We start from the raw sequence: 12,262 nt of genomic DNA on the forward strand, positions 1-12,262 counted from the left end.
TAAGGAGAGTTGCATGTTGAGGATCAGCCAATACCTGCGTGCCCTGACCGGCCAAGTGCCCGCCCCCAGAACCAGCCCACCGGGCAGCAACCAGCCGCCGGTGGTGATCTGGAACCTGCTCAGGCGCTGCAACCTGACCTGCAAGCACTGCTACGCCACGTCCGCCGACAGCGTCTTTCGCGACGAACTGGATACGCCCGCCGCACTGACCGTGATCGACGATCTGCACGATGCCGGCGTGAAGGTATTGATTCTTTCCGGCGGTGAACCCCTGCTGCGTGACGATCTGTTTGTGCTCAGCGCCTACGCCCGCGCCAAGGGTTTCTTCGTGGCGTTGTCCACCAACGGCACGTTGATCGATGAGCAGAACATCGCGCAGATCCGCTCAGCGAATTTCGACTATGTCGGGATCAGCATCGATGGCCTGGAAGCCACCCATGACGCCTTCCGCCAATTGAAGGGCAGCTTCGCCAGTTCCATGCGGGCGATCCGGCTCTGTCGCGAACAGGGCATTCGGGTCGGCCTGCGCACCACCCTGACCCAGGAAAATCATGCGCAGCTGCCGCAATTACTGGCGCTGATGCGCGAATACGACGTGCAGAAGTTTTATCTGTCGCACCTCAACTACAGCGGCCGCGGCAAACGCAGCCGCCAGCTCGACGCCCGGCAGCAGATGAGCCGCGAGGCGATGACGCTGATCTTCGAACGGGCCTGGGAAGACATCCAGCACGGTCGCGACAGCGATTTTGTCAGCGGCAACAACGATGCCGACGCGGTTCTCTTGCTGCAATGGGTGGGCCTGCATCTACCCGAACATTACCGGCGCCTGGAACATATGCTCCGCGCCTGGGGCGGCAACGCCTCGGGCAGCAGCATCGCCAACATCGACAACACTGGCGAAGTGCACCCCGACACCTATTGGTGGCAGCACTCGGTGGGTAATGTCCGGCACACGCCGTTTCGCACGCTGTGGCTGGACCGCCCGGACGCCTTGTTGCAGCAGCTGCGCGCGCATCCTCGGGCCGTCGGTGGCCGCTGTGGTCATTGCCGCTGGCTGAGCATCTGCAACGGCAATACCCGCACCCGCGCCTGGGCCGAAGGTGATCTCTGGGGCCAGGACCCCGGTTGCCACCTCAGCGATGAAGAAATCGGCATACCGCCATTAACGACCATCCCTTGCGTCATGCACTGAAGCACCCGCCTGGCGAGCCATCTGACAAAGGATGGGGCCGGCCCACCTGATGAAGTACCAAGGACGTCCCATGCATCCATCGATTATTTTACCGGCGGCACTTGAGTCCCCGTTCAGACCGGGCGAAGTCGCCCTGGTCGGCGCTGGCCCCGGCGATCCACGCTTGCTGACCCTGCGCGCCTGGAGCCTGTTGATGCAAGCCGACGCCGTGGTTTACGACCGCCTGATCAGCCCCGAGCTGCTGGCATTGATCCCCCTCACCTGCGCCCGGCATTACGTCGGCAAGGCCAGCGGCTGCCACAGCCTGCCTCAGGATCAGATCAACGAACTACTCGCCGACCTCGCCGATCTGGGGCAGCGTGTGGTCCGGCTCAAGGGTGGCGACCCGTTCATCTTCGGCCGTGGCGCCGAGGAGCTGGAGTATCTGCTGCAACGCAATATTGACTGCCAGGTAGTCCCCGGCATTACTGCCGCCTCCGGGTGTAGCGCTTACGCCGGCATTCCGCTGACCCATCGGGATCTGGTCAACTCTTGTCGATTCATCACCGGGCACCTGCAACACGATGGTGAGTTGCAATTACCCTGGAGCAGCCTCGTCGACAGCAGTCAGACCCTGGTGTTTTACATGGGGTTATCAAATCTCGGGATTATCGCCCAGCGCTTGATCGAAGCCGGAATGCCCGTCGAGACACCGGCGGCGCTGATCAGCAATGGCACGCGTCCCGACCAGCATGTTGCACGAGGCAGGCTGCACCAATTGCCGACCCTGGCGCGGGAATGCCCACCTGGCATTCCGACGCTTGCGGTGATCGGCAAAGTGGTCGATCTGTTCGCTGCCCAACAACAGGAATTCCCGGCGCGCTTTTACCCCGCTGCGCTGCAACGCCAGCGCAAGGTGGCGATATGAGGCGCATGGTGCTTGGCCCATTGTTATGGATCGGTGCGGCTCATGCCGGTGCAGCGATTCCGCCCTCTGACGCGGCCGCCAACCTCTACCAACAGCATTGCCAGAGCTGCCATGGCGCCAACCGTCTCGGCGGTACGGGGCCGGCCTTGCTGCCGGAAAGCCTGAGCCGGATCAAACCCGACGAAATCCGCAGCGTGATCCAGGATGGTCGTCCCGCGAGTCAGATGAGCGGGTATGCCAACGTGTTCAACGCCACGCAGATCAACGCGCTGGTGGACTACCTCCAGCAACCACCCGCCACCCCACCCACCTGGAGCAACGATGACATTCGCGGCAGTCATTCTATTCTCGCCGATATCAACAAACTGCCCGACACGCCCCAGCATCGCGCCGATCCATTGAACCTGTTTGTGGTGGTGGAAGCCGGTGATCATCACATCGACATCCTCGACGGCGACCGCTTTGAAGTGCTGGCTCGGTTCGCTTCGCACTTTGCAGTGCATGGCGGGCCGAAGTTTTCGCCGGACGGACGCTTCGTCTACGTGGCTTCTCGCGATGGCTGGATCAGCCTGTATGACTTGCATAACCTGAAACTGATCGCCGAGGTCCGCGCCGGGCTCAACACCCGCAACCTCGCGGTGAGCAAGGATGGCCGATGGGTGCTGGTGGGCAACTACCTGCCTGGCAACCTGGTGGTGCTCGATGCCCGTGATCTGTCACTGGTCAAAACCATTCCGGCGATCGGCCAGGACGGCACCGCGTCACGGGTCAGCGCGGTTTATACCGCGCCGCCACGGGACAGCTTCATCGTGGCGCTCAAGGACGTGAAGGAAGTCTGGGAGCTGCCGAGCGCAGGCACGCCGGACTTCGAACCGCGCCGGATCCACGCCGAGGATGTGCTGGACGACTTTTCCTTTTCACCAGACTACAAACAACTGCTGGCCACATCGCGCAAAGCCAAGGGCGGTCAGGTGATCGACCTCGACAGTGGCAAGGTGGTCACCGACATTCCACTGCCGGGCATGCCGCACCTGGGGTCCGGGACCTACTGGAAACGTAACGGTGAGTGGGTGTTCGCCACGCCGAACATCAGCAAGGGTCTGATCTCGGTCATCGACTTCAAGACCTGGAAACTGCTCAAGGAAATACCGACCCTGGGGCCGGGTTTCTTCATGCGCAGCCACGTCAACTCGCGGTATGCCTGGACCGACGTGTTCTTCGGCCCCGACAACGATGCGATCCACCTTATCGACAAACAGACCCTGGAAATCGCCCACACCCTGCGCCCGATGCCCGGAAAGACCGCCGCCCACGTCGAATTCACCCGCGATGGTCGCTACCTGCTGCTGAGTATCTGGGCCACCGACGGTGCGCTGATCGTCTACGACAGCAACACCCTCAAAGAGATCAAGCGCCTGCCGATGAACAAGCCGTCGGGCAAGTACAACGTGGGCAACAAGATCGAGTTTGCCGAGGGTACGTCGCACTAGGTTTTGTGCCCCTAATGCGGGGACAACTCAACCCTGTGGCGAGGGGGCTTGCCCCCGTTCGACTGCGAAGCAGTCGCAAAACAGCAGACGGCGGTGTAACTGAAACATTGTGGTGGAGAGTTAAAAGAGGGGCTGCTTCGCAGCCCAACGGGGGCAAGCCCCCTCGCCACAGGGTTTGTGTTCACCTCTTCACCCCAAGGTATAACCGTTATCGACTTTCCAGTCCTGACCGTAGACGCCCCTGGCGCCTTGAGACAGCTGAAAGACAATCACGTTGGCCACCGCAGACGCATCGAGGAAATGACCGGGCAGCAGACGTTTGCCGAGGGTGTCGGCAACGTCGTCGAGTTCCCCGTCGCTCAACCCCAGGTTGTCCCACATCGAGGTCGCGGTCGGCCCCGGGGAGACCAGATTGATGCGCACGTCATAACGCGCGAATTCCACCGCCAATGTGCGCGCCTGCGCCGCCAGCGCGGCCTTGCTGGCAATGCAGGCGGCCAGACCGGGAAAGCTCGAGCCGGTCAGGAAGCTGCCGACAAACACCACCGAAGCAGGATTCGCCAGTTCCCCGCGCAACGCCGCCAGGGTATTCAACGCCCCGGCGCCGTTGACCGCCCACTGACGCTGGAAGGCCGGCATGTCGAGGCTATCGGCCATTTCGGCGATACCCGCGTTGGGCACCAGATAATCCACCGGGCCCAGTGCCGACGCACGTTGGGCCAACGTCTGCAGGTCATCCTGACAAGTCACGTCACCGGCACACCACTGCAGGCGCTCGCCATAGATCTGCTGCAATGCCGGTAATTCACCGATTTTCCGTGACATCGCCAGCACCTTGACCCCGCGCGGCAACAGCGCCGCACACAGGGCCAGGCCTATCCCGGAACTGGCACCCGTGACCACCGCCAAACGATCCTGAAACTCGGTTTTCATCATTTCCTCCTGGCATCGCGGACGCCAGCACTGGGGACTTCAAACGGTACGTGAAAACCGGCCTTTTTGATCAGCGCCCAAATAGGCATCAAACGCCATCGCCGCGCTGCGCATCATCAAATGCCCGTGGGGCAACAACACCAACGCGTCTTTGTGAATCTGCAGTAATCCATCGCGAACATGCTCGTCGAGTTGCATCAGCGCATCGGCAAAATAATCGGTAAAGCAGATGTCATGACGCGCTTCAAACTTGTCGAAGTCGATCCGGCCGTGGCACATCAGATCGCTGATCACTTCACGGCGCAGCCGATCATCGGCGCTCAACCGGTAACCCCGATGCACAGGCAACAAGCCTTGATCAATGCGGGCGTAGTACTGCGATAGCTCCTTGACGCTCTGGCTGTAGCTGTCGCCGACCTTGCCGATGGAAGACACCCCGAGGCCGATCAAATCGCAGTCGGCATGGGTGGAATAACCCTGGAAATTGCGTTGCAACGTGCCATTGGCCCGGGCCAGCGCCAACTCATCGTCCGGCAAGGCAAAATGGTCCATGCCGATATAGATATAACCGGCCTCAGTCAGACGACGGACAGTCAGTTCAAGCAACTCCAGTTTGCGCTCCGGTGGCGGCATGTCAGCCAAACGAATCAGCCGTTGTGCGCGCACCAGTTCCGGCAGATGGGCGTAGCTGTAGGCGGCAATCCGGTCCGGACGCAGCGCGATGATTTTGCCGAGGGTGACATCGAAACTCTCCACGGTTTGCAATGGCAGGCCGTAAATCAGATCGACACTGATCGATTTGAATCGCGCCTGGCGTGCCGCAGCGACCAGCGCATAAATTTGCTCTTCACTTTGCTGCCGATTGACCGCAGCCTGCACATCGGGATCGAAGTCCTGCACGCCAAAGCTCAAACGATTGAACCCCAACTGACGCAACAACTGGATCTGCTCCGTACTGATGGTGCGAGGGTCGACCTCGATGGAAAACTCATGGTCATCGCTGTCGTCCATGTCGAATGCCTGGTGCAGGCAGTCCATAAGGTCAGCCAGTTGCTCGCCGGTCAAATAGGTCGGCGTGCCACCTCCCAGGTGCAGTTGTGTGAGTTTGCGGGTGCGGTCGAACAAGGCAGCCTGCATCACGATTTCGCGCTTGAGGTACGTCAGGTACTCGACGGCGCGGTGGGTTTTCTGGGTAATGATTTTGTTGCAGGCGCAGTAGTAACAAAGGCTCTTGCAGAACGGGATGTGGATGTACACCGACAGCGATTTTGGCGTTGTCGCCTGGTTGCTGTCCGAGGCCGCACGCTGATAGTCATCGACGGCGAACGCCTGATGAAACTGCGGCGCGGTCGGGTAAGAGGTATAGCGCGGCCCCGGGAGGTCATACTTTTCGACCAGGGCGCGATTGAAATCAAATGAAGTTGTCATGGTCAATCCATTCGTAATGGGGTTCATGCCCCGCACCGTCCGAATCCTTTTCAAACAGGTTGCAGATGGCATCCACGTGCGGCCGACCGGCCGGAAAAATACTAATGAAACGGTCAGACAGTTCAATCAACCCGTCACGGCTCAATTGCTCCAGCACAGGCCAGGCAGTGAAAAAGTACTGGCGAAAAATGACTCCATGACGCGTCTCGATTGCCTGGATATCCAGCTCCAGATCACACGCCAGGCGCTCCATGACCATGTGCCTGACCTGATTCCCTTCCTCACAGCGCCAGCCACGACTCGTCGGCAATTGGTCCATGTCCAGTTGCTGCCGGTAGCGTTCGAGTTCGTCGGTGTTTTGCGCATACAAACCGTCGATCTGACTGATAGCGCCCAAGCCAAACCCGATATGGTCGCAATGCCCATGACGGGTAAATCCCTCACAATTGCGACGTAATCGGCCGCGCTCCTGAGCAATCGCCAAATCGTCATCGGGCCGGACAAACTGCCCCAGGCCAATGTAGTGATAACCGGCGCCGATCAACTGTTCAAAACAGATCCGGCGCATGGCGCCTTTATCTTCCTCGCTGCAAAACGCCCCGACTGTGTCTGCAGTCTTTGGCCGATAGCGTTGGGGTGGCTGGGCATAGTCAAACACCAGCAGCCGGTCCGGCTCCAGTTCGATGATGGTTGTCAGTTTCAGCGCAAAACTTTCTGGCGTCTGCCAGGTATGGCCATAACCCAGATCGACATTGATGGATCGATAGCCGAAGGTACGAGCGGCATCGATAAGCGAATGGATCGGTGCCGGATTCTGGTAGCAGGCCACCGACATCGCACGGTCGGCACCGATGTCCGGAACGCCGATGCTGACATGGTTGAACGCAAGGTCACGCAGCATGCCCATGGTCGACCAATCCGTATGGTGAAGGTCCACTTCTATGCTGTAGTCACCGCACTCATGTCCAAGGAAGTTGAATCGGCCACGCAGGTGATTCATCAGCCGTCTCAGGTGGGCGATGGCGGGTGTTCCGCCCCCCAGATGGAACTGCTCGACCCGCTGCCCGGCTCCCAGATGACAACCGACGAGGTCGATCTCATGTTGCAGACGCTGAAGATAGTGTTCGACACCACTGTGCTCGCATGAAATTTCGCGAGGGGAGCACAAGGCAGGCTTAAGGTTAGAAGGCAGTTGCACGTTCAGCGACAGCGGACGGCACTTCTGACGGCTGCCGCGCAATGCACGAAGCAAATCCAGTGAGCCAATGCCGCCATGAAATTTTTCTGTGTCGACATGGCAGTTGGGGTCGAGTACGCCTTGATCGCGCCGGACGTTCAGCTCACCGGGGCTGTGAAATGAATTGAGCATAACGGGTCTCCGAGACTGGCTGCGGACCGCCAGTGTCGGAGTCTGGCGACCCATGCTCCTTGATTTGCATCAAGCGCGAGCAAAGTGCTTGTCACGCAACAGACACCAGGCATGCCCAGTCACCACGCCAGGTAAAACATCCACTTGGCCAACAGCACAATGACAACCATGTGGAAGAACAGGCTGCCATGGATGAAATGCAGGTATCGAGCACTCATCCGGCCACTTCTGAATAAAAACATGGCGACCAGGAAATGCAGCAGTACGCTGACAGCCGCCACGATTTTCAACATCAGCAACGTGCCAAACGATGAGGCCATTGGTGTGGCAAGGACCGGTAGATAGCGCAGCCAGACCATCCCCAACCCGGCACCGAACAACACCAGCAAGACCCATGGAATCAAGGTGCGTGCGCGCCGACCGATACCCTGCTCGAGCAGCAACATGACCTTGACGGGCAGCTGTTTGCGGATACTTTCAAGGAACAGGACTTCGAAGAACACCGTGCCGATAAAAATCAGCGCGGCGAACAGATGCAACGTCAGAAACAGCGGATAGAGCATGGGATTCTCGCTCTCAATACAGCTGAACACGCTCCACTCACCGCGAGGGAAACGTCACTCCCATCGTTGCGCCGCCTCGCGATCACTGTTGCGAGCCTCGACCCAATGGGAACTCTCGGCCACCTGTTCTTTCTTCCAGAATGGCGCGCGGGTTTTCAGGTAATCCATTACAAACGCACAGGCATCAAAAGCCGCTTGACGATGACTGCTGCTGATGCCGACAAAGACAATGGGTTCTCCCGGTTGCAGCGCGCCGATTCGATGGATCAGCACCAGTCCGAGCAACGGCCAGCGCTGCCGGGCTTCGTCGGCGATCTTGCCCAGGACCTTTTCGGTCATACCGGGGTAATGCTCAAGAAACATCCCGGCGACTTCTTGTCCGACGTTGGTGTCACGTACATACCCGACAAAACTCACCACGGCACCGACATTCAGGCTCAAAGCCTGCAGGGCATTGATTTCGGTGCCGGGGTCGAAGCGCTCTGTCTGCACTCGAATCATCGAATCACCCTCCCGTTACGGTGGGGAAAAAACCCACTTCATCACCGTCTATCAACGGCTCATCGAGCCCGCACATGTCCTGATTGCGGGCACACATGAGGTTCTGTTCGGCCAGCACCTGCCAGACGCCAGAACGACGTATCAGGTGCTGACGCAACTGATCGACAGAAGTGAAATCACCTTCAATCGTTTCATCGTCAAGGCCAAGCGTTTCGCGGTACCGCGAGAAATACAAAACATTCAGCTTCATTGTTGCGGCGCCTGATACCAGCCACTCTTACCACCCTGTTTCTCCAACAGCCGCACCGATTCGATACTCATGCCCCGGTCCACGGCCTTGCACATGTCATACAGGGTCAAGGCCGCCACACTGGCGGCGGTCAGTGCCTCCATCTCGACGCCGGTCTGTCCGGACAGCTTGCACCGAGAAACAATGCGTACGCGTTGGTCACCTTCAAAACTCAACTCAACGTTAACACTGCTCAGAAGCAGCGGATGACAGAGCGGAATCAACTCACTCGTGCGTTTGGCCGCCTGAATGCCGGCGATCCGCGCTACCGCAAATACATCGCCTTTAGGGTGAGCACCACTGGCAATCAGTTGTCGGGTCTCGGCAAGCATATGAACCCATGCCTCAGCCACGGCTTCTCGGGACGTTACGCATTTATCCGTAACATCGACCATTCGCACGCGTCCCAGTGAGTCGAGGTGAGTCAGTATCAATTCAGTCATGAGCAATAAGCCTTGCGCTACCAACAGTCGGTTTCAGCGCAGAATACAGCGCAGGCCGACACAGGCGGTTGACGTCAATCAAGTAATCCAGACAAGGCCATTCCTACAACCTTGCGTAAACCAGGATGTCGAGGACGGACCTGAAAAAAATCTAATCTGGACCCGATTTCCAATGAGCAAAATTGATGTAACTAATTGTTGTTAAACATATTTTAAAAAAAATTACTCACATTTTTCTGACGTCTGCCGATGGCTTTTTCACCGGACCCAGGGAGCTGCAGGAATGAGGAACAACCAACCCGTTACGCAACGTGAGGTCGCGCTTGCACCTCAACAGAAACTCATCTCGACAACAGATGCTCGAGGAGTCATCACTTACTGCAATGACGCCTTCGTAGAAATCAGTGGCTTCGACAGAGCCGACCTGATTGGCGCACCGCAAAATATCGTCCGCCATCCCGATGTGCCTCCTGCCGTATTCGCCCATATGTGGGGCGCTCTTAAGCAAGGCAACCCGTGGATGGGCATTGTCAAAAACCGCTCCAGAAACGGTGACCATTACTGGGTCAATGCCTACGTCACACCGATTTTCGAAGGCAGCCAAGTGGTTGGCTATGAATCGGTCAGGGTCAAACCCACTGCCGAACAAGTTCACCGCGCCGAAGCCCTCTACAAGCGCATCAGTCAGGGCAAGGCGGCCATCCCCGCGCGTGACAAGTGGCAACCGGCCCTGCTTGGCTGGCTGCCATTTCTGGTTATGGGCTTGGCGGGGGCTTTGAGTGGTGTCTTACTCAACACCTTCGTGGCCATTGCCATTACCGCAGTTGTCTCTGCACCGCTCGGACTGATCGTCACGCGCTGGCAAAAGCAGGGGACATTGCGCTTGCTACAGATGGCTGAACCCTCCACCTCCGATCAACTGATCGCGAAAATGTACAGCGACGAGTGTGGCCCTCAGGCACGCCTTGAAACCGCCTTTGTGAGCCAGGCCGCGCGCCTGAAGACCTGTCTTACACGTCTGCAGGACACCGCGGAGCAACTCAGCGGACTAGCCGGGAGGTCCGACGTATTGGCCGCCGACAGCTCACGGGGTCTTGATCGCCAGCGTGTCGAAACCGAACAAGTGTCCGCAGCGGTCAATCAGATGGCGGCGACCACACAAGAAGTCGCCAGCCATGTCCAACGCACCGCTGACGCCTCCCAAGAAGCTAACTTGCTGACCGGACGCGGACGCGATGTGGCCCGAGATACCCGCGAAGCGATCCAGCGACTGTCCGCAGTGGTTGGCGAAACCGGGCAGACGGTCGCGCAGTTGGCCAAGGACAGCAATGAAATCGGAACCGTGGTCGATGTCATCAAAGGCATTGCCGATCAAACCAACCTACTGGCCTTGAATGCCGCGATCGAAGCTGCGCGCGCTGGTGATATGGGTCGAGGCTTCGCCGTGGTGGCGGACGAGGTGCGTCAGTTGGCGCAGCGCACCTCTGAATCCACGACGCAGATCCATGGCCTGATAACCAAGCTCCAGATGTCTTCCGATAACGCCGTGCAGACGATGGAAAGTGGTCGCCGTCAGGCCGAAGAAGGTGTGGTGTGGGTGCTTGAGGCAGACAAAGCGTTGGTAGGTATCAGTGAAGCGGTCGCCAACATCACTGATATGACAACCCAGATTGCAGCAGCCACTGAAGAGCAAACCGCCGTTGCAGAGGAAATCAGCCGTAACATCACCACCATCGCGCACCTGGCAGATCAGACATCAGAGCAGGCCCATCATTCGGCAGAGTTAAGCAAGGAATTGACCCGGACGGCTAATACTCAGTATTCATTGGTCGAGCGCTTTAATCGATGACTAGAGGTGTTTGAGCTGACCGAAGAAGCTCGCAGTTGACCGGCGAAAATACGGGAGAGCACCGACCTCAAGTGTTTTGCGCCACAATCGGCATGGGGGCGGCCTTCATAGTCCGTTCCCCTGCCACAATGCAATAAACCCGAAACCTATTTCGCCGTAATCACCGACAGCTTGGTAATCCCCGCTCGCTCGATAGACGCCATGGCCCGGGCGACCTCGCCATAATTCACGCCGTTGTCCGCCTGCAGTTGCACGCGCACGTCGGGATTTTTCGCTTTGGCCGCTTGTAGGTTGAACTCGAGCAGATCCGCCTGGATCTCGTCCTTGTTGATGAACACCTTGCCTTTGTCATCGATGCTCACCACCAACGGGTCTTTCTGTTCCACCGGCGCCACCGATTCGGTCTTCGGCAGGTTGATCGGGATCGCGTTGGTCAGCAGTGGCGCGGTGACGATAAATACCACCAGCAGCACCAGCATCACGTCCACCAGTGGCGTAACGTTGATCTCGCTGAGCACTTCATCGCTCTCTTGTGTGGAGAAGGCCATTTCAGGAGGCCTCCTTGACTTGCTGTCCGGCTACGGTCGCGCCGGACTTGCTCAGCACCGGGTGCAGCAGAACGCGGAACGCGTTTTTCTGCGCCAGGCTGTAGAAGTCGTGGGCGAAGTCATCGAGGTCGGCGACGGTCAGTTTCAGGCGACGCAGGAAGTAGTTGTAGACCAGCACCGCCGGCACCGCGACAGCGATACCTACGCCCGTCGCAACCAGTGCTGCGCCGATCGGCCCAGCCACGGTTTCCAGGCTCGCCGAGCCTGCCGCACTGATGCCTTTCAAGGCCGACATGATGCCCCATACCGTGCCGAACAGGCCGATGAAGGGCGAGGTGCTGCCAATACTGGCGAGGATCGCCAGGCCGCTTTCAAGCGAACGCCGTTCGCGCACGATCTGTTGGCGCAGGGCACGCTCGAGACGGTCCTGATGGTTGATCGCCTGGCTCAAGTCGGCGGCTTGTGCGCCCTCTGGCACCTGGATCGCGGCATAACCGGCCAGTGCCACGCGAGCCGCAGCGCCCGGTTGGCCATGGGCCAATTCAGCGGCGGAATCGAGACTGGAAGCGGCCCAGAAGTGTTTATGGAATTTGCGATCCTGGGTCTTGAGACGGGTGAACTGCACGCCCTTGAGCAAAGCCAGGCCCCAGGTGGCGACGGAAAAGAGGATCAACAGCCAGATGACAGTGTGTTCGATGGATTCGAAAGGGGATGCGATCAGGTTCATGGTCAGGCTCTCCAACAAGGCAT

13 protein-coding genes and 1 pseudogene are annotated in these 12,262 nt (G+C 58.7%); 5 read left to right on the forward strand and 9 right to left on the reverse strand.

The window, feature by feature from the left end; genetic code table 11:
- Positions 1 to 13 precede the first annotated feature (13 nt).
- The 3 genes from nirJ (at position 14) to ACCC96_RS12150 (ending at position 3,589) form a co-directional block, all read left to right on the forward strand.
- Positions 14 to 1,192: a heme d1 biosynthesis radical SAM protein NirJ gene (nirJ, locus tag ACCC96_RS12140; RefSeq protein ID WP_413695928.1), complete on the forward strand. Its 1,179-nt coding sequence runs from the start codon at positions 14 to 16 to the stop codon at positions 1,190 to 1,192.
- A 70-nt stretch (positions 1,193 to 1,262) separates the two neighbouring features.
- Positions 1,263 to 2,099, forward strand: a complete 837-nt coding sequence (gene cobA / locus ACCC96_RS12145) for a uroporphyrinogen-III C-methyltransferase (RefSeq protein ID WP_413695929.1) — start codon at positions 1,263 to 1,265, stop codon at positions 2,097 to 2,099.
- On the forward strand, positions 2,096 to 3,589 hold the full coding sequence (locus ACCC96_RS12150; protein WP_413695930.1) for a cytochrome D1 domain-containing protein: 1,494 nt from the start codon (positions 2,096 to 2,098) through the stop codon (positions 3,587 to 3,589). The genes cobA and ACCC96_RS12150 overlap by 4 nt, the downstream gene beginning before the upstream one ends.
- A gap of 189 nt (positions 3,590 to 3,778) precedes the next feature.
- Here ACCC96_RS12150 and ACCC96_RS12155 read toward each other — a convergent pair whose 3' ends face one another.
- The 7 genes from ACCC96_RS12155 to moaC all read right to left on the reverse strand — a co-directional run bounded on the left by ACCC96_RS12155 (position 3,779) and on the right by moaC (position 9,103).
- Positions 3,779 to 4,522, reverse strand: coding sequence for an SDR family NAD(P)-dependent oxidoreductase (locus ACCC96_RS12155; protein ID WP_413695931.1), 744 nt, complete (start codon positions 4,520 to 4,522; stop codon positions 3,779 to 3,781).
- 39 nt (positions 4,523 to 4,561) lie between these two features.
- On the reverse strand, positions 4,562 to 5,950 hold the full coding sequence (gene hemN / locus ACCC96_RS12160; RefSeq protein WP_413695932.1) for an oxygen-independent coproporphyrinogen III oxidase: 1,389 nt from the start codon (positions 5,948 to 5,950) through the stop codon (positions 4,562 to 4,564).
- Positions 5,934 to 7,319 (reverse strand): coproporphyrinogen III oxidase, encoded by a 1,386-nt coding sequence (locus ACCC96_RS12165; RefSeq protein ID WP_413695933.1) that lies wholly within the window; start codon positions 7,317 to 7,319, stop codon positions 5,934 to 5,936. The genes hemN and ACCC96_RS12165 overlap by 17 nt, the downstream gene beginning before the upstream one ends.
- Before the next feature lie 119 nt (positions 7,320 to 7,438).
- Complete coding sequence (locus tag ACCC96_RS12170; protein ID WP_019649098.1) at positions 7,439 to 7,882, reverse strand: membrane protein; 444 nt, start codon at positions 7,880 to 7,882, stop codon at positions 7,439 to 7,441.
- Positions 7,883 to 7,936: 54 nt separating this feature from the next.
- Positions 7,937 to 8,383 carry a molybdopterin synthase catalytic subunit MoaE gene (moaE, locus tag ACCC96_RS12175; RefSeq protein WP_253422365.1) on the reverse strand — a complete coding sequence of 149 codons (447 nt, stop codon included), beginning with the start codon at positions 8,381 to 8,383 and terminating at the stop codon, positions 7,937 to 7,939.
- A 4-nt stretch (positions 8,384 to 8,387) separates the two neighbouring features.
- Positions 8,388 to 8,633 (reverse strand): MoaD/ThiS family protein, encoded by a 246-nt coding sequence (locus ACCC96_RS12180; RefSeq protein ID WP_028940903.1) that lies wholly within the window; start codon positions 8,631 to 8,633, stop codon positions 8,388 to 8,390.
- Positions 8,630 to 9,103 (reverse strand): cyclic pyranopterin monophosphate synthase MoaC, encoded by a 474-nt coding sequence (moaC, locus tag ACCC96_RS12185; RefSeq protein WP_026286545.1) that lies wholly within the window; start codon positions 9,101 to 9,103, stop codon positions 8,630 to 8,632. The genes ACCC96_RS12180 and moaC overlap by 4 nt, the downstream gene beginning before the upstream one ends.
- Before the next feature lie 295 nt (positions 9,104 to 9,398).
- Between moaC and ACCC96_RS12190 the strand changes: the two are divergent.
- Both ACCC96_RS12190 and ACCC96_RS12195 read left to right on the forward strand, forming a co-directional pair.
- A pseudogene (locus tag ACCC96_RS12190) lies at positions 9,399 to 9,671 on the forward strand (PAS domain-containing protein); the annotation flags it as partial.
- A 219-nt stretch (positions 9,672 to 9,890) separates the two neighbouring features.
- Positions 9,891 to 10,964, forward strand: coding sequence for a methyl-accepting chemotaxis protein (locus ACCC96_RS12195; protein ID WP_413696007.1), 1,074 nt, complete (start codon positions 9,891 to 9,893; stop codon positions 10,962 to 10,964).
- A gap of 146 nt (positions 10,965 to 11,110) precedes the next feature.
- On the opposite strand, the gene ACCC96_RS12200 is transcribed toward ACCC96_RS12195, so the two are convergent.
- Entirely contained in the window at positions 11,111 to 11,512 is a 402-nt protein-coding gene (locus ACCC96_RS12200; protein WP_413695934.1) for an ExbD/TolR family protein, read from the reverse strand.
- Between the two features lies 1 nt (position 11,513).
- The gene (locus ACCC96_RS12205) at positions 11,514 to 12,239 is read right to left on the reverse strand and encodes a MotA/TolQ/ExbB proton channel family protein (RefSeq protein ID WP_019649103.1); all 726 of its coding nucleotides are present in this window, start codon (positions 12,237 to 12,239) and stop codon (positions 11,514 to 11,516) included.
- Positions 12,240 to 12,262: the final 23 nt, after the last annotated feature.

This window comes from Pseudomonas sp. Pseusp11, from assembly GCF_047304405.1.
Classification (GTDB): Bacteria; Pseudomonadota; Gammaproteobacteria; order Pseudomonadales; family Pseudomonadaceae; genus Aquipseudomonas.

Coding starts and splice junctions, on each gene's coding strand:
- nirJ (WP_413695928.1), top strand. CDS start 14: ATGTTGAGGATCAGCCAATACCTGCGTGCCCTGACCGGCCAAGTGCCC.
- cobA (WP_413695929.1), top strand. CDS start 1,263: ATGCATCCATCGATTATTTTACCGGCGGCACTTGAGTCCCCGTTCAGA.
- ACCC96_RS12150 (WP_413695930.1), top strand. CDS start 2,096: ATGAGGCGCATGGTGCTTGGCCCATTGTTATGGATCGGTGCGGCTCAT.
- ACCC96_RS12155 (WP_413695931.1), bottom strand. CDS start 4,522: ATGAAAACCGAGTTTCAGGATCGTTTGGCGGTGGTCACGGGTGCCAGT.
- hemN (WP_413695932.1), bottom strand. CDS start 5,950: ATGACAACTTCATTTGATTTCAATCGCGCCCTGGTCGAAAAGTATGAC.
- ACCC96_RS12165 (WP_413695933.1), bottom strand. CDS start 7,319: ATGCTCAATTCATTTCACAGCCCCGGTGAGCTGAACGTCCGGCGCGAT.
- ACCC96_RS12170 (WP_019649098.1), bottom strand. CDS start 7,882: ATGCTCTATCCGCTGTTTCTGACGTTGCATCTGTTCGCCGCGCTGATT.
- moaE (WP_253422365.1), bottom strand. CDS start 8,383: ATGATTCGAGTGCAGACAGAGCGCTTCGACCCCGGCACCGAAATCAAT.
- ACCC96_RS12180 (WP_028940903.1), bottom strand. CDS start 8,633: ATGAAGCTGAATGTTTTGTATTTCTCGCGGTACCGCGAAACGCTTGGC.
- ACCC96_RS12200 (WP_413695934.1), bottom strand. CDS start 11,512: ATGGCCTTCTCCACACAAGAGAGCGATGAAGTGCTCAGCGAGATCAAC.
- ACCC96_RS12205 (WP_019649103.1), bottom strand. CDS start 12,239: ATGAACCTGATCGCATCCCCTTTCGAATCCATCGAACACACTGTCATC.